The organism is Pseudomonas sp. HMSC065H01, assembly GCF_001815235.1.
Taxonomy (GTDB): Bacteria; Pseudomonadota; Gammaproteobacteria; order Pseudomonadales; family Pseudomonadaceae; genus Pseudomonas; species Pseudomonas aeruginosa.
Map to the genome: position 1 here is coordinate 78,141 of NZ_KV819932.1, position 20,039 is coordinate 98,179.

Below are 20,039 nucleotides of genomic sequence, written 5' to 3' on the forward strand. Positions count from 1 at the left end.
TTTTTTTCCAACTGACAAATAGAGAATCTGCCGCAAAGGGCGGCAGATTCGAATTCAACATGACTACAGACGACTCAGATCGTTGACCAGAGCGAGCAACATCACGCCAACGACCAGACTGATGCCGATCTGCATCCCCCAAGCCTGTACCCGTTCGGATAATGGGCGCCCGCGCACCCACTCAACCAGATAGAACAGCAGATGCCCGCCATCGAGGACAGGGATCGGCAGCAGGTTGAGAACCCCCAAGCTAATGCTCAGATAGGCCAGGAAATTGAGAAAATCCCCCACGCCAGACTGGGCTGAAGCGCCCGCCACTTTAGCAATGGTTATCGGCCCGCTCAAGTTTTTTACCGAGAGCTCGCCGAGCAACATTTTCTTTATGGAGTCGAGCGTTAGCAGGCTCATGGTCCAGGTTCGGGAAAGCGCCTGACCCACCGCCTCCAGCGGTCCGTAGCTCACTTCGCGGAGCATTTCCGCCGGCCATTCGGTACCGGCGACCCCCGCCCCCATGTAGCCGCTCCGGGCCTTGCCCTCGCCGCGCACCGCCAGCTCCAGGGCAACATCCAGCACTTCGCCGTCGCGCAGCACCTTGAGCTGGACGCGCTGCCCGGGACGGGCACGGACGCTGTCCACCACCTGCTGCCAGTCGTCGACGGCGATGCCATCGATGCTCTGCAAGCGGTCGCCGAGCTTCAGTCCGGCGGCCTGCGCCGGCCCCTTGGGGTCGAGTTCGGCCAGCACCGGCGGCAAGGCCGGCCGCCAGGGCCGGATGCCCAGCGAGGCGATGGGATCGGGATTGTCCTCGCCCTTCAGCCAGCCATCCAGACGCACCTGGTGGGTGGAATCGACATTCGAGCCTTTTTCCTGCACCCGCACTTCCAGCGTACCGCTCTCGCCGAGACGGCGAACCAGCTGCAGGTTGACCCCGTTCCAGCCGGTGACGGGCTCGCCATCCACCGCCAGCAGCTCCTGCCCGGCCTCCAGGCCGGCCTGGGCGGCCAGGCTCTCCGGCGCCACGGAACCGATGACCGGGCGTACCTGCTGGCTACCGAGCAGGGCGACGACCCAGAAGAACAGAATCGCCAGTAGGAAATTGGCGATGGGACCAGCCGCGACGATGGCGATCCGCTGACGGACCGTCTTGCGATTGAAGGACTGTTCGAGCAGATGGGCCGGTACTTCCGCCTCGCGCTCGTCGAGCATCTTGACGTAGCCGCCCAGCGGAATGGCCGCCACCACGAACTCGGTGCCGTGCCGGTCGTGCCAGCGCACCAGCGGCGTGCCGAAGCCGACGGAGAAGCGCAGGACCTTCACCCCGCAGCGTCGCGCGACCCAGAAGTGGCCGAATTCGTGGAACGTCACCAGCACACCCAGGGCTACCAGGGTGCCGACGATCATGTAAAGCGCACTCATCTCCTACCTCCAGGCCGTCCGAAGACTAGCCGGCGTGCCGGGTCAACCATTGCCCGGCGACCGAACGCGCGCGGCGATCGGCAGCCAGGACCTGATCGAGCGATTCGACTGCGGTCACCGCCTCGCGGTTCAGCACGTCCTCGATGATAACCGCGATGTCGCTGAAGCGGATGTGCCGCTCGAGAAATGCGGCCACGGCCACCTCGTTCGCGGCATTCAGCATGGCCGGGGCGCTGCCGCCGGTTTCCGCGGCCTGGCTCGCCAGGCGCAGGCAGGGGAAGCGCTGCTCGTCGGGGCGCTGGAAATCCAGGCGACCGACGGCGAACATATCCAGCGGCGAAACGCCGGAATCGATTCGCTCCGGCCAGGCCATGGCATAGGAAATCGGCGTGCGCATGTCCGGATTGCCGAGCTGGGCGATCACCGAACCGTCGACGTAGTCCACCATCGAGTGGATCACGCTCTGCGGGTGGATCACCACCTCGACCTGGCTCGGCTGGGCGTCGAACAGCCAGCACGCCTCGATCAGTTCGAGCCCCTTGTTCATCATGCTGGCGGAGTCGACGGAAATCTTCCGCCCCATCGACCAGTTCGGGTGCGCACAAGCCTGCTCCGGCGTCACCGAAGCGAGTTGCTCCAGCGGCGTCTCGCGGAACGGGCCGCCGGAGGCGGTCAAGAGGATCCGGCGCACGCCGACCCGCTCCAGGCCATCGGCATAATTGCGCGGCAGCGACTGGAAGATCGCGTTGTGCTCGCTGTCGATCGGCAGGAGCACCGCGCCGCTGCGCTTGACCGCCTGCATGAACAGCGCGCCGGACATCACCAGCGCTTCCTTGTTGGCCAGCAGTACGCGCTTGCCGGCCTCGACGGCCGCCAGGGTCGACGGCAGCCCGGCGGCGCCGACGATGGCCGCCATTACCATGTCCACTTCGGGCGCGCTGGCCACTTCGCACAACGCCTGCTCGCCGAACAGCACCCGGGTGCGGATACCCGCCGCGGCGAGCGAGCCCTGCAAGGCGATCGCCGCGGCCTGCTCCGGCACCACCGCATAGACGGGGCGGTGCCTGAGGCACAGCGCCTCGAGTTCGGCCAGGCGGCTGAAGCCGGTCAGGGCGAAGGCTTCGTAACGATCGGGATGACGCTGGACGACGTCCAGGGTGCTCAGGCCGATCGAGCCGGTCGCGCCGAGCACGCTGATCCGCTGCGGTCGACTCATGGCGCACCCCAGCCGGCGGCCCAGAGCAGGGCCGCGAACACCGGGATGGCTGCCGTCAGGCTGTCGATGCGATCCAGCACGCCACCGTGGCCGGGCAGCAGGTTGCTGCTGTCCTTGATTCCGGACTGGCGCTTGAACATGCTTTCGGTGAGGTCGCCGACGATCGAGACGAACACCACCAGCGCCGCACCGAGCAGGGCCAGGAGCAGCGCGCCGAGGGACCAGCCGCGGTAGAGGCCGACCGCCAGGGTGATCGCCAGGCTGGCCGCCAGGCCGCCGTAAACGCCTTCCCAGCTCTTGCCGGGGCTGACCCGCGGCGCCAGCTTGCGCTTGCCGAAGGCCTTGCCGGAGAAGTAGGCGCCGATATCCGCGCCCCAGACCAGCACCATCACGGCGATGATCAGGCCATTGGCCAGCGGCCACTGCTTGAGCAGGACCAGCCCCTGCCAGGCCGGCAACAGGATCAGCAGGCCCATGCCCAGGCGGCGCCAGCGGCCGCCCCAGTAGCCGACGCTTTCCGGGTAGGTGAGCACCAGCACGGTGGCCAGCGTCCACCAGACCAGCGCCAGCAGCAGCACGGCTCCGGCAAGCTGCGGCAGATGGTAGAGAGCGACCATCAGCACGGCGACCGTCGCCGCGTAGGCAACGCGGCCGAACTGTTGTTCATAGCCGGCCAGGCGCGCCCATTCCCAGGCCCCCAGGCTCACCACCGCGCCGATGAACAGGGCGAAGAACGCCCCTTCGAGAAGGAAAAAACCACCCAGCGCGATGGGCAAAAGCACCAGCGCCGTGATGATCCGTTGTTTCAGCATGACGGACGGGCCTCGGCCTCGACTTGCTCGCTGGTCTTGCCGAAGCGGCGCTGGCGCTTGGAGAAATCCGCCAGGGCAGCCCGCATCGCCGCGTGCTTGAAGTCGGGCCAGAACAGGTCGGAGAAATACAGCTCGGCGTAGGCCAGCTGCCAGAGAAGGAAATTGCTGATGCGATGCTCGCCGCCGGTGCGGATGCACAGGTCGGGCAGCGGCTGGTCGCCGGTCACCAGGCAGCCCTGGAGCAGCTCGGCGGAGATATCGTCCGCCGCCAGGTGCCCGCCCTGGACCTCGCGCGCCAGGCGCTGTGCGGCCTGGACGATGTCCCACTGGCCGCCGTAGTTGGCGGCGACCTGGAGGAGGAAACGGGTATTGCCGGCAGTGGCGGCTTCCGCTTCGCGCATGGCCGCCTGCAACTCCGGATGGAAACGCGTGCGATCGCCGATGATGCGCAGGCGGATGCCGTTCTCGTCGAGCTTGCGCACCTCGCGGCGCAGGGCCACGAGAAACAGCTCCATCAGCGCGCTGACTTCGTCCGCCGGACGCTGCCAGTTCTCGCTGGAGAACGCGAACAGGGTGAGGACCTCGACCCCTGCCTCGGCGCAGACCTCGATCACCGCCCTGACGGCATCGACACCGGCCTTGTGGCCGGCGACGCCGGGCAGAAGACGCTTCTTCGCCCAGCGATTGTTACCGTCCATGATAATGGCCACGTGGCGTGGCACGCACACATCCTTCCGGGTCTTTTCCATGACGTCAGCCCGGCCTCAGACAGCCATGAGGTCCGCTTCTTTGGCTTCCAGTGCCTTCTCGATCTCACCGATGAACTTGTCGGTCAGCTTCTGCACGTCGTCGCCGGCGCGGCGCTCTTCGTCCTCGCTGATTTCCTTTTCCTTCTGCAGGTCCTTCAACTGGGCCAGCGCATCGCGACGGATGTTGCGCACGGAAACCCGCGCCTGCTCGGCCTCGGCACGCGCCTGCTTGGTGTAGCCCTTGCGGGTCTCCTCGGTCAGGGCCGGCATCGGTACGCGGATGGTGGTGCCGGCGGTGGCCGGGTTGAGCCCCAGGTCGGAGGTCATGATGGCCTTCTCGACCGCCTGGATCATGCTCTTGTCGAACACGGCCAGGGCCAGGGTACGGGAGTCTTCCACGGTGACGTTGGCGACCTGGCGCAGCGGCGTATCGGCCCCGTAATAGGAAACCATCACGCTATCCAGGATGCTCGGATGCGCGCGACCGGTACGAATCTTCGCGAAGGCATGGCCCAGCGCTTCCAGGGTCTTGCCCATGCGCTCCTGCGCTTCCTTCTTGATCTCGTTGATCATTCTCAACCCTCCTCGATCAGGGTGCCTTCGGCACCACCAACAACAATATTCAGCAATGCGCCCGGCTTGTTCATGTTGAACACCCGCAGCGGCATGTTCTGGTCACGGCACAGGCAGATGGCGGTCAGGTCCATCACGCCGAGCTTGCGGTCGAGCACTTCATCATAGGTCAGGCGCTCGAACTTCTCGGCATTCGGGTCCTTGAACGGGTCGGCAGTGTACACGCCATCGACCTTGGTAGCCTTAAGGACCACGTCGGCGTCGATCTCGATGGCGCGCAGGCAAGCCGCCGAGTCGGTGGTGAAGAACGGGTTGCCGGTACCGGCGGAGAAGATCACCACCTCGCCACCGCCGAGGTGGCGCATGGCCTTGCGGCGGTCGTAGTGGTCGGTCACACCGACCATGGAGATCGCCGACATCACCAGCGCGGGGATGTTCGAGCGCTCCAGCGCATCGCGCATCGCCAGGCCGTTCATCACGGTGGCCAGCATCCCCATGTGGTCGCCGGTCACCCGGTCCATGCCGGCCGCGGACAGGGCCGCGCCGCGGAACAGGTTGCCGCCGCCGATGACCAGGCCGACCTGCACGCCGATCCCGACCAACTGGCCGATTTCCAGCGCCATGCGGTCCAGCACCTTGGGATCGATGCCGAACTCCTCCGAGCCCATCAGGGCTTCGCCGCTCAACTTTAGAAGAATGCGTTTATAGCGAGGTTGACGAGCGCTCAGTTGCTGAGCCATGACCTTTTCTCCTGCGGCGATAAAAATACGTGACGGCCGGGCCGTCGTGGGCGGAGACGACTTTGCGCCTGCGTTGCGTGCGAGCCCGCCGAGCGGGCCGGCAACGCGGAAGCTGCCCCGAACGCTTCCCCATTTGACGAAGAGGCCGCACGCATCAGCGGGCAGCCTCTTCCGGGGCGACAGTCGAAACCGTCTTTGTTACTGCTTGGTGGCGGCTACTTGAGCGGCAACTTCGGCAGCGAAGTCCACTTCGGCCTTCTCGATGCCTTCGCCCACTTCGTAACGAACGAAGGAAACGATTTCGGCGCCGGCCTGCTTGGCCAGGTCGCCGACCTTCACTTCCGGGTTCTTCACGAAAGGCTGCTCGACCAGGCTCGCTTCGGCGAGGAACTTGCTGATGCGACCCTTGACCATGTTCTCGACGATGTTCTCCGGCTTGCCGGCGATCTTGTCGGCGTTCAGCGCCAGGAAGATTTCCTTCTCTTTCGCGATCGCTTCTTCGGAAACTTCCGAAGCGTTCAGGAACTGCGGGTTGCTGGCGGCGACATGCATGGCGATGTCCTTGGCCAGTTCCGGGTTGCCGCCTTTCAGGTTGACCACGACACCGATGCGGTGGCCGTGCAGGTAGGCGCCGACCACGTCGCCCTCGACGCGGGTCAGGCGGCGGATGTTGACGTTCTCGCCGGTCTTGGCGACCAGGGCCAGACGAGCTTCCTCACGTGCTTCGACCAGCGGAGCGGCGTCGGTCAGCTTCTCGTTGAAGGCCTTTTCCAGGCTCTCGGCGACGAAGCCCTTGAAGTCGTCCTGGAGGGCCAGGAAGTCGGTCTGGGAGTTGACTTCGATGATCACGGCGGCCTTGTTGTCGGCAGCGATCTTGACGGCGATCGAGCCTTCGGCGGCAATGTTGCCGGCCTTCTTGGCAGCCTTGATCGCACCGGCAGCGCGCATGTCGTCGATGGCCTTCTCGATGTCACCGCCAGCGGCGGTCAGCGCCTTCTTGCACTCCATCATGCCCAAGCCGGTACGCTCGCGCAGTTCTTTAACCATGGCTGCAGTAATTTCTGCCATTTCGAAATCCTCTTGAGTGGTAGCTCTCAAAAAACCTTTGTGCCCGGCCTGCCGGACAGAAACTCAAAGGTGGCAAAAAGGGGGCCTAGCCCCCTTCCTGCGCACCGTCGGACGTCTGAACGCCCCGGAATCAGCCTTCGGCGGATTCGGCCGGCGCTTCCTCGACGAACTCGTCGGCGCTGGTGGCAGCGCCCTGCTTGCCGCGGATTACCGCTTCGGCCATCGAGTTCAGGTAGAGTTGCACGGCGCGGATGGCATCATCGTTACCGGGAATTACATAGTCGACGCCTTCCGGGCTGCTGTTGGTATCGACAACGCCGATGACCGGGATGCCCAGCTTGTTGGCTTCGGTGATGGCGATGCGCTCGTGGTCGACGTCGATCACGAACAGAGCGTCCGGCAGGCCGCCCATGTCCTTGATGCCGCCCAGGCTGCGCTCGAGCTTCTCGAGGTCACGGCTGCGCATCAGGGCTTCTTTCTTGGTCAGCTTGTCGAAGGTGCCGTCCTGGGACTGGGTTTCCAGGTCGCGCAGGCGCTTGATCGACTGACGGATGGTCTTGTAGTTGGTGAGCATGCCGCCCAGCCAGCGATGGTCGACGTACGGCATGCCGCAACGAGCGGCTTCCTCGCGAACGATCTTGCCGGCGGAACGCTTGGTGCCGACGAACAGGATCTTGTTCTTGCCAGCGGCCAGGCGCTCAACGAAGGTCAGGGCCTCGTTGAACATCGGCAGGGTCTTTTCGAGGTTGATGATATGGATCTTGTTGCGCGCGCCGAAAATGAACTTGCCCATTTTCGGGTTCCAGTAACGGGTCTGGTGGCCGAAGTGCACACCGGCCTTCAGCATATCGCGCATGTTGACTTGGGACATGATAGTTCCTCGATAAGTCGGGTTAGGCCTCCACGCATCCCAATGACCAACCCTTGCGGGCACCCAGGCCATCGTGTCGATGCATGTGTGGGTTTGTGCTCCGGAAAAGGCCGCAGCCTCGGAGCGGGGCGCTTTATACCATAACCGTGGACGCAGTGAAACCCGCCGCGGATGGCCGGGCGGGAGTAGATCGGTCGGTCAGGTCTGCTAGAATCGCGTATTCCTTATTATTCATGCGTGCTTGCACGCCCGAAGAGAATTCGCATGACCGTCACCATCAAGACGCCCGACGATATCGAGAAGATGCGCATCGCCGGCCGCCTGGCCGCCGAAGTGCTGGAAATGATCGGCGAACACATCAAGCCCGGCGTGACCACCGAGGAGCTGGATCGCATCTGCCACGACTATATCGTCAACGAGCAGAAGGCGATTCCCGCCCCGCTGAACTACAAGGGCTTTCCCAAGTCGATCTGCACCTCGATCAACCATGTGGTCTGCCATGGCATCCCCAACGAGAAGCCGCTGAAGGAAGGCGACATCCTCAACGTCGACATCACCGTCATCAAGGACGGCTACCACGGCGACACCAGCAAGATGTTCCTGGTCGGCAAGACCCCGGAATGGGCCGACCGCCTCTGCCAGATCACCCAGGAATGCATGTACAAGGGCATTTCCGTGGTGCGTCCGGGCGCGCACCTGGGCGATATCGGCGAAATCATCCAGAAGCACGCGGAAAAGAACGGCTTCTCGGTGGTCCGCGAATACTGCGGCCATGGCATCGGCAAGGTGTTCCACGAGGAGCCGCAGGTCCTCCACTACGGTCGTGCGGGTACCGGCATCGAGCTGAAGGAAGGCATGATCTTCACCATCGAGCCGATGATCAACCAGGGCCGCCCGGAGACCCGCCTGCTCGGCGACGGCTGGACCGCGATCACCAAGGACCGCAAGCTGTCCGCGCAATGGGAGCACACCGTGCTGGTCACCGCCGATGGCTACGAGATCCTCACCCTGCGCAACGACGAAACCTTCCCGCGCACCTCGGCAGCCTGATCCGGCCCGGCTTTTGCTGCCAGCCGTGCGCCTCGACGCCCCGCCCCATTCCGGCGGGGCCGACGCCCCGATTCGGCGCAACGCGCGCACCAATACAGCGCAAAAACGCACCAAGACGGGGCGCTCGCGTATCGAACCCAACCGCTAGCAGATAAAGGAAGGCCGCATGCCGCAGGTGGATCCCGAATTGTTCGATCGCGGGCAGTTCCAGGCGGAACTGGCCTTGAAGTCCAGCCCGATCGCCGCCTTCAAGAAGGCCATCCGGCAATTCCGCGAAGTGCTCGACAACCGCTTCAACAGCGGCCGCAACATCCGCCGCCTGATCGAAGATCGCGCCTGGTGCGTCGACCAGATCCTGCAACAGGCCTGGCAGCGCTTCGACTGGGGAGACGACGCCGACATCGCCCTGGTCGCCGTGGGCGGCTACGGCCGCGGCGAACTCCACCCCTACTCCGACGTCGACCTGCTGATCCTCCTCGACAGCGAGGACCAGGAGAGCTTCCGCGAGCCGATCGAAGGCTTCCTCACCCTGCTCTGGGACATCGGCCTGGAAGTCGGCCAGAGCGTGCGCTCGGTGCAGCAGTGCGCGGAGGAAGCACGCGCCGACCTGACGGTGATCACCACCCTCATGGAATGCCGCACCATCTGCGGCCCTGACAGCCTGCGCCAGCGCATGCTGCGGGTTACCGGCAGCGCGCACATGTGGCCGAGCAAGGAGTTCTTCCTGGCCAAACGCCACGAACAGCAGCGCCGCCACGCCAAGTACAACGACACCGAGTACAACCTCGAGCCCAACGTCAAGGGCTCCCCCGGCGGCCTGCGCGACATCCAGACCATCCTCTGGATGGCCCGCCGCCAGTTCGGCAGCCTCAACCTGCACGCCCTGGTGCGCGAAGGCTTCCTGGTGGAAAGCGAGTGCAGCATGCTGGCTTCCAGCCAGGAGTTCCTCTGGCGGGTCCGCTATGCCCTGCACATGCTCGCCGGGCGCGCCGAGGATCGCCTGCTGTTCGATCACCAGCGCAGCATCGCCCGTCTGTTCGGCTACGAAGACAACGACGTCAAGCTGGCGGTCGAACGCTTCATGCAGAAGTACTACCGGGTGGTGATGGCGATCTCCGAGCTGAACGACCTGATCATCCAGCACTTCGAGGAAGTCATCCTGCCCTGCGAGCAGCCGGTGCAGATCCAACCGCTGAACAGTCGCTTCCAGTTGCGCGACGGCTACATCGAGGTGACGCACCCGAACGTCTTCAAGCGCACCCCGTTCGCCCTCCTGGAAATCTTCGTGCTGATGGCCCAGCACCCGGAAATCAAGGGCGTGCGCGCCGACACCATTCGCCTGCTGCGCGACAGCCGACACCTGATCGACGACGAGTTCCGCCACGACATCCGCAACACCAGCCTGTTCATCGAGCTGTTCAAGAGCAGCCAGGGTATCCACCGCAACCTGCGGCGGATGAACCGCTACGGCATCCTCGGCCGCTACCTGCCGGAGTTCGGCCATATCATCGGGCAGATGCAGCACGACCTGTTCCATATCTATACGGTGGACGCCCACACCCTCAACCTGATCAAGCACCTGCGCAAGCTGAATCGGCCGGAGATGGCCGAGAAATATCCGCTGGCGAGCAAGATCATCGATCGTCTGCCCAAGCCGGAACTGATCTACATCGCCGGTCTCTACCATGACATCGCCAAGGGCCGTGGCGGCGACCACTCGGAACTCGGCGCGGTGGACGCCGAGGCCTTCTGCCAGAGCCACCAGTTGCCGCTCTGGGACACCCAACTGGTGTCCTGGCTGGTGCAGAACCACCTGGTGATGTCGACCACCGCGCAACGCAAGGACCTCTCCGACCCGCAGGTGATCTTCGATTTCGCCCAACTGGTCGGCGACCAGACCCACCTCGACTACCTGTACGTGCTCACCGTGGCCGACATCAACGCCACCAACCCGACGCTCTGGAACTCCTGGCGCGCCAGCCTGCTCCGGCAGCTCTACACCGAGACCAAGCGCGCCCTGCGCCGCGGCCTGGAGAACCCGGTGGACCGCGAGGAGCAGATCCGCCAGACGCAGACCGCGGCCCTCGACCAACTGGTACGCAACGGCATCGACCAGGACGATGCCGAGCAGTTATGGAGCCAGCTCGGCGACGACTACTTCCTGCGCCACACCGCCGGCGACGTGGCCTGGCACACCGAGGCGATCCTCCAGCACCCGGACGACGGCACGCCGCTGGTGCTGATCAAGGAAACCACCCAGCGCGAGTTCGAGAGCGGTTCGCAGATCTTCATCTACGCCGCCGACCAGCACGATTTCTTCGCGGTCACCGTGGCCGCCATGGACCAGCTCAACCTGAGCATCCAGGACGCGCGGATCATCACCTCCACCAGCCAGTTCACCCTCGATACCTATATCGTGCTCGACGCCGACGGCGACTCCATCGGCAACAACCCGGAGCGCATCGCCGAGATCCGCGAGGGGCTTATCGACGCATTGAAGAACCCCGACGACTACCCGACCATCATCCAGCGCCGGGTGCCGCGCCAGCTCAAGCACTTCGCCTTCGCCCCGCAGGTGACCATCTCCACCGACGCGCTGCGCCAGGTCTCGGTGCTCGAAGTCATCGCCCCCGACCGCCCCGGCCTGCTGGCGCGGATCGGCGGCATCTTCCTGGATTTCGACCTGTCGGTGCAGAACGCCAAGATCGCCACCCTCGGCGAGCGCGTGGAGGACGTCTTCTACATCACCGATGCGCGCAACCAGCCACTCGCCGACCCCGACCTGTGCAAACGCCTGCAGGCCGCCCTGGTCGAGCAGCTGTCACAAGACAACGGACGGGACACCCTGCCTACCCGGATAAACTTCTGAGAAGCCTTGCCAACGCCATGAATACCGCACTCGACAACCTCCAACCCTACCCCTTCGAGAAGCTCCGCGCCCTGCTCGGCGGCGCCCGGCCGCCCGCGACGCTGAAGCCGATCGCACTGTCCATCGGCGAGCCCAAGCACCGCTCGCCGAGCTTCGTCGCCGAAACCCTGGCGGAGAACCTGGACCAACTCGCGGTCTACCCGACCACCCTCGGCCTGCCAGCCCTGCGCGAAGCCATCGCGCGCTGGTGCGAGCGGCGCTTCTCGGTGCCGGCCGGCTGGCTGGATGCGGCGCGCCACGTACTGCCGGTGAACGGTACCCGCGAGGCGCTGTTCGCCTTCACCCAGACCGTGGTCCGCCGCAGCGAGCCCGGCGAGGCGCCCGGCCTGGTGGTCAGCCCGAACCCGTTCTACCAGATCTACGAAGGCGCGGCGCTGCTCGCCGGAGCCGTGCCGCACTACCTGCCCTGCCGCGAGGAAAACGGCTTCAACCCCGACTTCGACGCGGTCGACGAGGCGACCTGGCAGCGCTGCCAGATTCTCTTCCTCTGCTCGCCAGGCAACCCCACCGGGGCCCTGGTACCGCTGGAGACCCTGAAGAAGCTGATCGCCCTGGCCGACCGCTACGACTTCGTGATCGCCGCCGACGAGTGCTACAGCGAACTCTACTTCGACGAAAACGCCCCGCCGCCCGGCCTGCTCAACGCTTGCGCCGAGCTGGGCCGCACGGACTTCAGCCGCTGCGTGGTGTTCCACAGCCTGTCCAAGCGCTCCAACCTGCCCGGCCTGCGCTCGGGCTTCGTCGCCGGCGACGCGGAGATCCTGAAGAAATTCCTCCTCTACCGCACCTACCACGGCTGCGCCATGCCGGTGCAGACCCAGTTGGCGAGCATCGCCGCCTGGAACGACGAGGTCCATGTGCGCGCCAACCGCAGCCTCTACCGCGAGAAATTCGACGCCGTGCTGGCGATCCTCGACGGCGTGCTCGACGTACAGCGCCCGGACGGCAGTTTCTACCTGTGGGCACGTACCCCGGTGGACGACACCGTATTCACCCGCGAACTGTTCGAGCAGCAGCACGTGACGGTGGTGCCGGGTTCCTACCTGTCGCGCGAGGTGGACGGCGAGAACCCCGGCGCCAACCGCGTGCGCATGGCCCTGGTGGCATCACTGGCCGAGTGCGTCGAAGCCGCCGAGCGCATCCGCGACTACCTGCGGGCGCGCTAAAGCCTGCGCGGAGAAACGAAAAGGGATCGCCGCGGCGATCCCTTTTCGTTCACACCCAGCGGGCGAAGCGATTGGTCAGCCAGCTTTCCTGCTGGTCCAGCTCGCGCAGGATGTCGCCCAGGGTCTCGTCGTCGATCTCGTTGTTACGCCGCTGCCGGTACAGTTCCAGGCGCTGCGCGCGCAACGCCTTCAGGCGCAAGGCCTTGTCGGCGATCTCCAGGGCTTGGGCCTGGTCGCGGGCCTCATCGGTGGTCGGTGCGGTATCCAGCGACTGGCGGTATTCGGCCATGATCTGCGCACGCGCCTCGGCGACCCGCGAAGTATTCGCCGCATCGTTGCCTTCCACCTGCGGCAGTTCCTCGCTCTCCAGGGCCCGGATCGCCGCCTCCGCGGTCTTGCGCCAGGCCTCGCGCCGCTCGCGCTCGTGGGCGCCATTGTTGCTCGCCGGCAGCCCGCGCAGCAGCAGCGGCAGGCCGATGGTCGCGCCGATCAGGGAAATCAGGATCACGCTGGTGGCGATGAAGATGATCAGGTCGCGCTGCGGGAAGGCGCTGCCATCCATCAGGCTCATCGGTACCGACAGCACCGCCGCCAGGGTCACCGCACCACGCACGCCGCTCAATGCACTGAGGGCGGAGAGACGGCGCAGGGAGATGCCGCTCAGCCCGGGCGGGCTTTTGCCGCGCCAGCGATCGATGCGCAGCGACAGCTTCCAGTAGCCATAGACCCAGCCGTAGCGGATCAGCATCAGCACGGCGGTGATCGCCGCCACGTAGGCCAGCAGCAGCGAGGAACGCCAGAGCAGGTCGCCGTGGTGGTTGGCCACCGACTTCATGATGTCCGGCAACTGCAGGCCGAGCAGCAGGAACACCACGCCGTTGAAGGCGAACTCCAGCATCGACCAGACGCTGCGGTTGAGCAGGCGCGTGGAAGTCTGCCGCGGCAGCAGGTCGACCCAGCTCTGCATCATGCCGGCCGCCACCGCCGAGAGAATCCCGGAGACGCCCAGGTGTTCCGCCACCATGTAGGAGGCGAACGGCAGCAACAGCATCAGTACCACGTGGGTCGCCGGGTCGTCCCAGCCACGGGAGATCATCCAGGCGCGGATGCGGCCCAGCGACCAGCTGAGGAACACCCCGATGGCCAGGCCGCCGACCGCGACCAGGAGGAAGTTGAGGCTGGCGTCCACCAGCGAGAACACGCCGGTCATCGCCGCGGCGATGGCGAACTTGAATGCCACCAGGCCAGAGGCATCGTTCATCAGCGCCTCGCCCTCCAGCAGGTGCATCAGGCGCTTGGGCAGCCGCCCCTGGGTGATCGCCGAGACCGCCAGGGCGTCCGTGGGCGACAGCACGGCGGCGAGGGCGAAGGAAGCCGCCAGGGGAATTTCCGGGATCAGCAGATGGATGAAATAGCCGGCGCCGACCACGGTGAAGAACACCAGGCCGAACGCCATCATCAGGATCGGCCAGCGCATCCGCCAGACTTCCCGCTTGGGAATACGCCAGCCATCGACGAACAGCAGCGGCGGAATGAACAGGAAGAGGAACAGCTCCGGGTCGAGGGCAATGTGCAGCCCGAGGGACGGCAAGGCCAGCAGGGCCCCGGCGGCGATCTGGATCAGCGGTAGCGGCAAGGGCAGCAACTGGGCAGCCAGGCGGGTGGCGCCGACGACCAGCAGCAGGGTCAGAACGGTGTACACGGTTTGCATGAGGGCGGGGATCTCCGGCTTCGTCCCTGGACGATGCGACTGCGCCGATTGCACCATCGCGATCGGTAGGCAGCTATCCGACATTCGCACAATCCGTACGGTCTTTCCTAGCCCCGCCGCTCTACCCCGCGCGTCCGCCCCCTCCGCGGCGACGACCGGGGCGCCCGGCCAAGGTTCCCGCACTAGTACATCCGAGCTATTTCATAGCGGTGCGAGACGCTCCTACACTCCCCTTCAGTCCAGGCCCGCCGTAGCGTCGGCCAGGACGACGCCCCGAAGGAGTACGGGGTGCAGCGCCCACTCAGACAAAGGAATGCCGCCATGACAAGCAAGGGACTTACTTCCGCACTGCTGCTCGCCTCGATGTTCGCCGCCACCTCCGGCTGCCTCCAGCAGAACGCACTGACCCAGGGCTACCGCACCACCCAGCCCGGGCAACCCGGCCAGGCCCAGGTCGCCTCCGCCAACACCCCTTGCACCCCCAGCGCCACCAATGACCTGATCGCTACCGGTCGCAGCCTGCTGGACATCACCACCAACCTGATCAAGACCCGCAACCAGATGAGCGACGGCGGCAGCATCCTGCGCGACGTCGACGACGTGCAGAAGGTCGGCAAGGGCCATGCCGTGCTGGACAGCGTCGAGAGCATGACCGGCGGTCCGCAGCAGCCCTGCGGCTAAGCGCACCACGACGATTCATCCCGGACAGCGAGCCCCCGCACGCTGTTCTCCCCCTGAGCCTCGCCTACCCGGCGGGGCTTTTTTTGTCCTGCGCCAAACAGCCGCCGCCCCGCATCAAGGAACTCGCCCATCACCCGGCCATGCAGACCAGGCCGCTTCGAGTCCCGTTCGTCACCTGTGCAAGGCGTCTGGAACGCGGCTATTGTCCGACGATCGAAGTGATGGCAATGTAGAATTACACCTTTGGATGTAGTCGTTTCGGGTAGGTCGCGAGATGGAACGAGCTTTTTCCCCTACCGCGGAATCGCGGAGCAGCGGCCCATGAGGCGCGCCGAGATGCTGTTGCTGAAGAGCCTGGCGGAAACACTGATGGCCGACCGGGACAACCGCCACGACGACTTGCAGGCGACCATGCGGCTGGCGCACCTGAGTTCGCCGGAGATGATCCTGTACATGGTCAACCGGGTGCTCGAGCTCGAAGAGAGCATCGAGCGGATCGCCGCGGTTCTCCAGAAACTCTCTGCGGACGAGCCGATGCCCCTAGAGGAAACGCCGCCCGAACCAGCCTTCGAACCGGCCCTGCAGTCCCGCGCCACCGAGACCGCGGAAACCTAGCGGCGGGCAGGCCGCTACACCAGCACCTGGCGAGTGCTGGCGATCAGCGCATGCACCTGTCGCTCCACCTGCTCCGCCACCGGCACTTCGGGCCCCCGCCCCTCCGGGCAGGGCAGGTTCGGCGTGGTGCCGAACAGCCGGCAGATCAGCGGACGTTCCTCATAGGCCTCGCAGCCGTTCGGTCCGAGATGGACGCAGTTCCACTCGGCCAGGGCGGCGTCGTGTTCGGCCTCGCTCTTCAGCGGCAGGCGGGCCATCTCTTCCGACGAGGCGGTAACCGGCCCGCAGCAATCGTGGCAGCCGGGCTTGCAGGCGAAGCCCGGTATCTGCAGGCGTAATTGGTCTATCTGGCGACCGATGCAACTCATGGGAAATCTCCTCGGCGGGGGAAGGATTGTACAGCGCGGACCGGAGCATTCCGAAAGTACCGGTAAGGATGCTCTCCAGCGAGCCGAATCGACCTGTTCAACCTGCGCTCTCTCCGTTCCCGGCCAGGGAAACAGCCCGGCTCCCTGTCCACCCGCCCGTCCACGGCTATCTGCCGTCACGCCGCTCCCGAGCGCGGTAGCCCCGAGACCGCACAGGGGCGGAACGACGTGGCATAATCCGGCGATCACCTTTCGGCGACCTATCGGCAGGGCCCGGGAAGACCCGGGCCTCGGGAGAAGCAATGACCTACGTTCTCTACGGCATCAAAGCCTGCGACACCATGAAGAAGGCTCGGACCTGGCTCGACGAGCACAAGGTCGCCTACGACTTCCACGACTACAAGGCCGTCGGCATCGACCGCGAACACCTGCGGCGCTGGTGCGCGGAGCACGGCTGGCAAACCGTCCTCAACCGCGCCGGCACCACCTTCCGCAAGCTCGACGAAGCGCAGAAGGCCGATCTCGACGAAGCCAAGGCGATCGAGCTGATGCTGGCCCAGCCGTCGATGATCAAGCGCCCGGTGCTGGAGCTGGGCGGCAGGACGCTGGTCGGCTTCAAGCCCGACGCCTACGCCGCCGCCCTGGCCTGAGCGGGAGGCCGCATGAGTGTCGCCTGGGCCCTGTTCGTACCCGCCTGCTTCGCCCTCAACCTGGCGCCGGGGCCGAACAACCTGCTGTCGCTGAACAACGCCGCCCGGCACGGTTTCGCCACCGCCTCGCTGGCCGGCGGCGGGCGCCTGCTGGCATTCGCCGGCATGCTCGCCCTGGCCGCCTCCGGGCTGGCGCTGGTGCTGCACACCTCGGCCTGGCTGTTCCTGGCGATCAAGGTGCTCGGCGCTGCCTACCTGTTGTGGCTTGCGGTGCAATTGTGGCGGACCGATGCGCAGCCACTGGTGAACGAAGCCAGCCCGGCGCGTCCCAGCCTCTGGCGCCTGGGGCGCCAGGAGTTCCTGGTGGCGGCGGGCAACCCGAAGGCGATCCTGATTTTCACCGCCTTCCTGCCGCAGTTCGTCGATCCCGGCCAACCGCTGGGCGCCCAGTTCGCCCAGCTCGGAGCGGCATTCCTGCTGCTCGAATGGCTGGCCATCGCTCTTTATTCCTATGCCGGGCTCCACCTCGGCCGGCTGCTCGCCGGCCAGCGGGCCCGGCGTCTGTTCAACCGCGGTTGCGCCGCGCTGCTCGGCAGCGCGGGACTGGGCCTGCTGCTCAGCCGCCGTCCGGCCTGACCGTTCCACTCCGTTTCGAGGAAACCCACATGTCGCAATCCCTGTTCAGCCTGGCCTTCGGCGTCGGCACCCAGAACCGCCAGGAAGCCTGGCTGGAAGTGTTCTACGCGCTGCCGCTGCTCAAGCCTTCGAGCGAAATCGTCGCCGCCGTCGCACCGATCCTTGGCTACGCAGCCGGCAACCAGGCGCTGACCTTCACTTCGCAGCAGGCCTACCAGTTGGCCGACGCCCTGAAGGGTATCGACGCCGCTCAGTCGGCCCTGCTCTCGCGCCTGGCGGAAAGCCAGAAGCCGCTGGTCGCCACCCTGTTGGCGGAAGACGCCGCGCCGTCCTCCACCCCGGAGGCCTACCTCAAGCTGCACCTGCTCTCCCACCGCCTGGTCAAGCCGCACGCTGTGAACCTGAGCGGCATCTTCCCGCTCCTGCCGAACGTGGCCTGGACCAACATCGGCGCGGTGGACCTGGCCGAACTGGCCGAACTGCAACTGGAAGCGCGACTGAAGGGCAAGCTGCTGGAAGTCTTCTCCGTCGACAAGTTCCCGAAGATGACCGACTACGTGGTCCCGGCCGGCGTACGCATCGCCGACACCGCCCGCGTGCGCCTGGGCGCCTACATCGGTGAAGGCACCACGGTGATGCACGAAGGTTTCGTCAACTTCAACGCCGGCACCGAAGGCCCGGGCATGATCGAAGGCCGCGTATCCGCCGGCGTGTTCGTCGGCAAGGGGTCGGACCTGGGCGGCGGCTGCTCGACCATGGGCACCCTTTCCGGTGGCGGCAACATCGTCATCAGCGTCGGCGAAGGCTGCCTGATCGGCGCCAACGCCGGCATCGGCATCCCGCTGGGCGATCGCAACATCGTCGAGGCCGGCCTGTACATCACCGCCGGCACCAAGGTCGCCCTGCTCGACGAGCAGAACGCCCTGGTGAAAGTGGTCAAGGCCCGCGACCTGGCCGGTCAGCCCGACCTGCTGTTCCGCCGCAACTCGCAGAACGGTGCGGTGGAGTGCAAGACCAACAAGACCGCCATCGAGCTGAACGAAGCGCTGCACGCGCACAACTGAGCCCAGCTCGCCTCCCCGCTCGCCCGACGGTGCTCGCCAGCGCCGCCGGGTGCGCTACCCTTTCCCCTGTAACCGTCCTCGCACAGTGTCCGCCATGTCCCTGCCGTCTCCCTGGCGCGCCGACTTTCCGGCCTTTTCCGCCTTCGCCGCGGAAGGCCTGACCTACCTCGACAGCGCCGCCACCGCCCAGAAGCCACAGGCCGTACTCGACGCCCTGAACGGCTACTACCTCGGCGGCGCCGCCAACGTCCACCGCGCCCAACATGTCCCCGGCGAGCGTGCCACCCGGGCCTTCGAGGCCGCGCGCAGCCGCGTCGCCCACTGGCTGCACGCCGGCAACCCGGCCGAGGTACTGTTCACCCGCGGCACCACAGAGGCGATCAACCTGGTGGCCTATGGCCTGGAGCGGCATTTCCGGCCTGGCGACGAACTGCTGGTCAGTGCCCTGGAACACCATGCCAACCTGCTTCCCTGGCAGCAGTTGGCCCTGCGCCGCGGCCTGGTCCTGCGCGTGTTGCCGCTGGACGAGCGCGGGGTGATCGACCTGGAGCAGGCCCGCCATATCATCGGCGAGCGTACCCGCCTGCTGGCGATCAGCCAGTTGTCCAACGTTCTCGGCACCTGGCAACCGGTGGTGGAGTTGATCCAGCTGGCCCGCGAGCGCGGTGCCTGGACCCTGGTCGACGGCGCCCAGGGCAGCGTCCACGGACGCCACGACCTGCCGGGCCTGGGCTGCGACTTCTACGCATTCTCCGGCCACAAGCTCTACGGCCCCGACGGCATCGGCGTGCTCTGGGGTCGCCCACAGGCCCTGGAGCAACTGGCGCACTGGCAGTTCGGCGGCGAGATGGTACGCCACACCGGCTTCCACGAAGCCAGCTTCCATGCCGCTCCGCTCGGCTTCGAGGCGGGCACCCCGGCGGTTTCCGCGGCGATCGGCCTAGGCGCGACCATCGACTGGCTGGCCACCCTGGACGAAGCCGAAGTCGCCGCCCACGAAGGCGCCCTCCACGCCCGCCTGCTCGCCGGCCTGCTGGCGCGCGACGGCGTCAGCCTGCTCGGCGAACCACAGGCGGCGCTGGCCAGCTTCTGCGTCGACGGCGTGCACGTCGCCGATCTCGCCCACCTGCTCGGCGAACAGGGCATCGCGGTGCGCGCCGGCCACCATTGCGCGATGCCGCTGCTGCAACGCCTCGAGGTACCCGGCGCCCTGCGTGTCTCGCTGGGCTTGTACAACGATGCCGACGACCTGGAGCGCTTCTTCCTGGCCCTCGACCGCTCACTGGAGTTGCTGCGATGAACCCGGTTCTCCCCGAACAGGCCCAGGAGGCACTGGACGCCTTCGGTCACACCGCCAGTTGGGAACAGCGTGCGCGTCTGCTGCTGCAATGGGGCGAGCGCCTGGCGCCGCTCGCGGAACACGAACGCCAGGAAGAGCATCGCGTGCACGGTTGCGAAAGCCTGGTCTGGCTGCTCGGCGAGCAGCGCGACGGCCACTGGCGCTTCCGTGCCGACAGCGACGCGCGCCTGATCCGCGGCCTGCTGGCGGTGCTGCTGGCACGGGTCGACGGCATCGAGACCCGCGAACTGGCGCGCCTGGACCTCAACGACTGGTTCACCTGCCTGGGTCTTTCCCGCCAACTGTCGCCCTCGCGCAGCAACGGCCTGAACGCCGTGCTGCAACGCATGCGCGAACTGGCCGGCCAGACCGCCGGCTGAGCCCG

At 66.1% G+C, this 20,039-nt stretch carries 20 protein-coding genes; 10 read left to right on the top strand and 10 right to left on the bottom strand.

Features of this window, described 5'->3' with window-relative positions; all coding sequences use genetic code 11:
* Window positions 1-63 precede the first annotated feature (63 nt).
* The 8 genes from rseP to rpsB form a co-directional block, all read right to left on the bottom strand.
* Complete coding sequence (rseP, locus tag HMPREF3014_RS27780; protein ID WP_003098594.1) at window positions 64-1,416, bottom strand: sigma E protease regulator RseP; 1,353 nt, start codon at window positions 1,414-1,416, stop codon at window positions 64-66.
* Window positions 1,417-1,441: 25 nt separating this feature from the next.
* On the bottom strand, window positions 1,442-2,632 hold the full coding sequence (gene ispC / locus HMPREF3014_RS27785) for a 1-deoxy-D-xylulose-5-phosphate reductoisomerase (RefSeq protein WP_003113864.1): 1,191 nt from the start codon (window positions 2,630-2,632) through the stop codon (window positions 1,442-1,444).
* The gene (gene cdsA, locus HMPREF3014_RS27790) at window positions 2,629-3,444 is read right to left on the bottom strand and encodes a phosphatidate cytidylyltransferase (RefSeq protein WP_003092388.1); all 816 of its coding nucleotides are present in this window, start codon (window positions 3,442-3,444) and stop codon (window positions 2,629-2,631) included. The genes ispC and cdsA overlap by 4 nt, the downstream gene beginning before the upstream one ends.
* Window positions 3,438-4,193: a polyprenyl diphosphate synthase gene (uppS, locus tag HMPREF3014_RS27795; protein ID WP_003113863.1), complete on the bottom strand. Its 756-nt coding sequence runs from the start codon at window positions 4,191-4,193 to the stop codon at window positions 3,438-3,440. Before uppS ends, cdsA begins: the two co-directional genes overlap by 7 nt.
* Before the next feature lie 15 nt (window positions 4,194-4,208).
* Window positions 4,209-4,766, bottom strand: coding sequence for a ribosome recycling factor (gene frr, locus HMPREF3014_RS27800; protein ID WP_003092390.1), 558 nt, complete (start codon window positions 4,764-4,766; stop codon window positions 4,209-4,211).
* Window positions 4,767-4,768: 2 nt separating this feature from the next.
* Complete coding sequence (pyrH, locus tag HMPREF3014_RS27805; protein WP_003092391.1) at window positions 4,769-5,506, bottom strand: UMP kinase; 738 nt, start codon at window positions 5,504-5,506, stop codon at window positions 4,769-4,771.
* A gap of 198 nt (window positions 5,507-5,704) precedes the next feature.
* On the bottom strand, window positions 5,705-6,574 hold the full coding sequence (gene tsf, locus HMPREF3014_RS27810) for a translation elongation factor Ts (protein ID WP_012613724.1): 870 nt from the start codon (window positions 6,572-6,574) through the stop codon (window positions 5,705-5,707).
* A gap of 130 nt (window positions 6,575-6,704) precedes the next feature.
* Window positions 6,705-7,445: a 30S ribosomal protein S2 gene (rpsB, locus tag HMPREF3014_RS27815; protein WP_003092394.1), complete on the bottom strand. Its 741-nt coding sequence runs from the start codon at window positions 7,443-7,445 to the stop codon at window positions 6,705-6,707.
* 264 nt (window positions 7,446-7,709) lie between these two features.
* Between rpsB and map the strand changes: the two genes are divergently transcribed.
* From map to dapC, 3 genes are all read left to right on the top strand, one after another.
* Complete coding sequence (gene map / locus HMPREF3014_RS27820) at window positions 7,710-8,495, top strand: type I methionyl aminopeptidase (RefSeq protein WP_003092395.1); 786 nt, start codon at window positions 7,710-7,712, stop codon at window positions 8,493-8,495.
* 166 nt (window positions 8,496-8,661) lie between these two features.
* Window positions 8,662-11,364, top strand: a complete 2,703-nt coding sequence (locus tag HMPREF3014_RS27825) for a [protein-PII] uridylyltransferase (RefSeq protein WP_023087099.1) — start codon at window positions 8,662-8,664, stop codon at window positions 11,362-11,364.
* A gap of 17 nt (window positions 11,365-11,381) precedes the next feature.
* Complete coding sequence (dapC, locus tag HMPREF3014_RS27830; RefSeq protein WP_016263171.1) at window positions 11,382-12,590, top strand: succinyldiaminopimelate transaminase; 1,209 nt, start codon at window positions 11,382-11,384, stop codon at window positions 12,588-12,590.
* Window positions 12,591-12,639: 49 nt separating this feature from the next.
* Here the strand turns inward: dapC and HMPREF3014_RS27835 are convergent, their stop codons facing one another.
* On the bottom strand, window positions 12,640-14,385 hold the full coding sequence (locus tag HMPREF3014_RS27835) for a Na+/H+ antiporter (protein ID WP_003109341.1): 1,746 nt from the start codon (window positions 14,383-14,385) through the stop codon (window positions 12,640-12,642).
* Window positions 14,386-14,622: 237 nt separating this feature from the next.
* On the opposite strand from HMPREF3014_RS27835, the gene HMPREF3014_RS27840 reads away from it, so the two are divergent.
* Entirely contained in the window at window positions 14,623-14,982 is a 360-nt protein-coding gene (locus HMPREF3014_RS27840) for a hypothetical protein (protein WP_016263170.1), read from the top strand.
* Window positions 14,983-15,303: 321 nt separating this feature from the next.
* Window positions 15,304-15,597, top strand: coding sequence for a hypothetical protein (locus HMPREF3014_RS27845; RefSeq protein WP_003098613.1), 294 nt, complete (start codon window positions 15,304-15,306; stop codon window positions 15,595-15,597).
* A gap of 14 nt (window positions 15,598-15,611) precedes the next feature.
* On the opposite strand, the gene HMPREF3014_RS27850 is transcribed toward HMPREF3014_RS27845, so the two are convergent.
* Window positions 15,612-15,965, bottom strand: coding sequence for a YkgJ family cysteine cluster protein (locus tag HMPREF3014_RS27850; RefSeq protein WP_003092421.1), 354 nt, complete (start codon window positions 15,963-15,965; stop codon window positions 15,612-15,614).
* Between the two features lie 302 nt (window positions 15,966-16,267).
* Here HMPREF3014_RS27850 and HMPREF3014_RS27855 point away from each other — a divergent pair, with 302 nt between their 5' ends.
* The 5 genes from HMPREF3014_RS27855 to HMPREF3014_RS27875 all read left to right on the top strand — a co-directional run bounded on the left by HMPREF3014_RS27855 (window position 16,268) and on the right by HMPREF3014_RS27875 (window position 20,034).
* Window positions 16,268-16,615, top strand: coding sequence for an ArsC family reductase (locus HMPREF3014_RS27855; protein ID WP_003098619.1), 348 nt, complete (start codon window positions 16,268-16,270; stop codon window positions 16,613-16,615).
* A 12-nt stretch (window positions 16,616-16,627) separates the two neighbouring features.
* On the top strand, window positions 16,628-17,251 hold the full coding sequence (locus HMPREF3014_RS27860; RefSeq protein WP_003119342.1) for a LysE family translocator: 624 nt from the start codon (window positions 16,628-16,630) through the stop codon (window positions 17,249-17,251).
* Window positions 17,252-17,280: 29 nt separating this feature from the next.
* Window positions 17,281-18,315 carry a 2,3,4,5-tetrahydropyridine-2,6-dicarboxylate N-succinyltransferase gene (gene dapD / locus HMPREF3014_RS27865; RefSeq protein ID WP_003092431.1) on the top strand — a complete coding sequence of 345 codons (1,035 nt, stop codon included), beginning with the start codon at window positions 17,281-17,283 and terminating at the stop codon, window positions 18,313-18,315.
* A 94-nt stretch (window positions 18,316-18,409) separates the two neighbouring features.
* Entirely contained in the window at window positions 18,410-19,615 is a 1,206-nt protein-coding gene (locus HMPREF3014_RS27870; RefSeq protein WP_003098634.1) for a cysteine desulfurase, read from the top strand.
* Complete coding sequence (locus HMPREF3014_RS27875; protein WP_003092439.1) at window positions 19,612-20,034, top strand: SufE family protein; 423 nt, start codon at window positions 19,612-19,614, stop codon at window positions 20,032-20,034. Before HMPREF3014_RS27870 ends, HMPREF3014_RS27875 begins: the two co-directional genes overlap by 4 nt.
* Window positions 20,035-20,039: the final 5 nt, after the last annotated feature.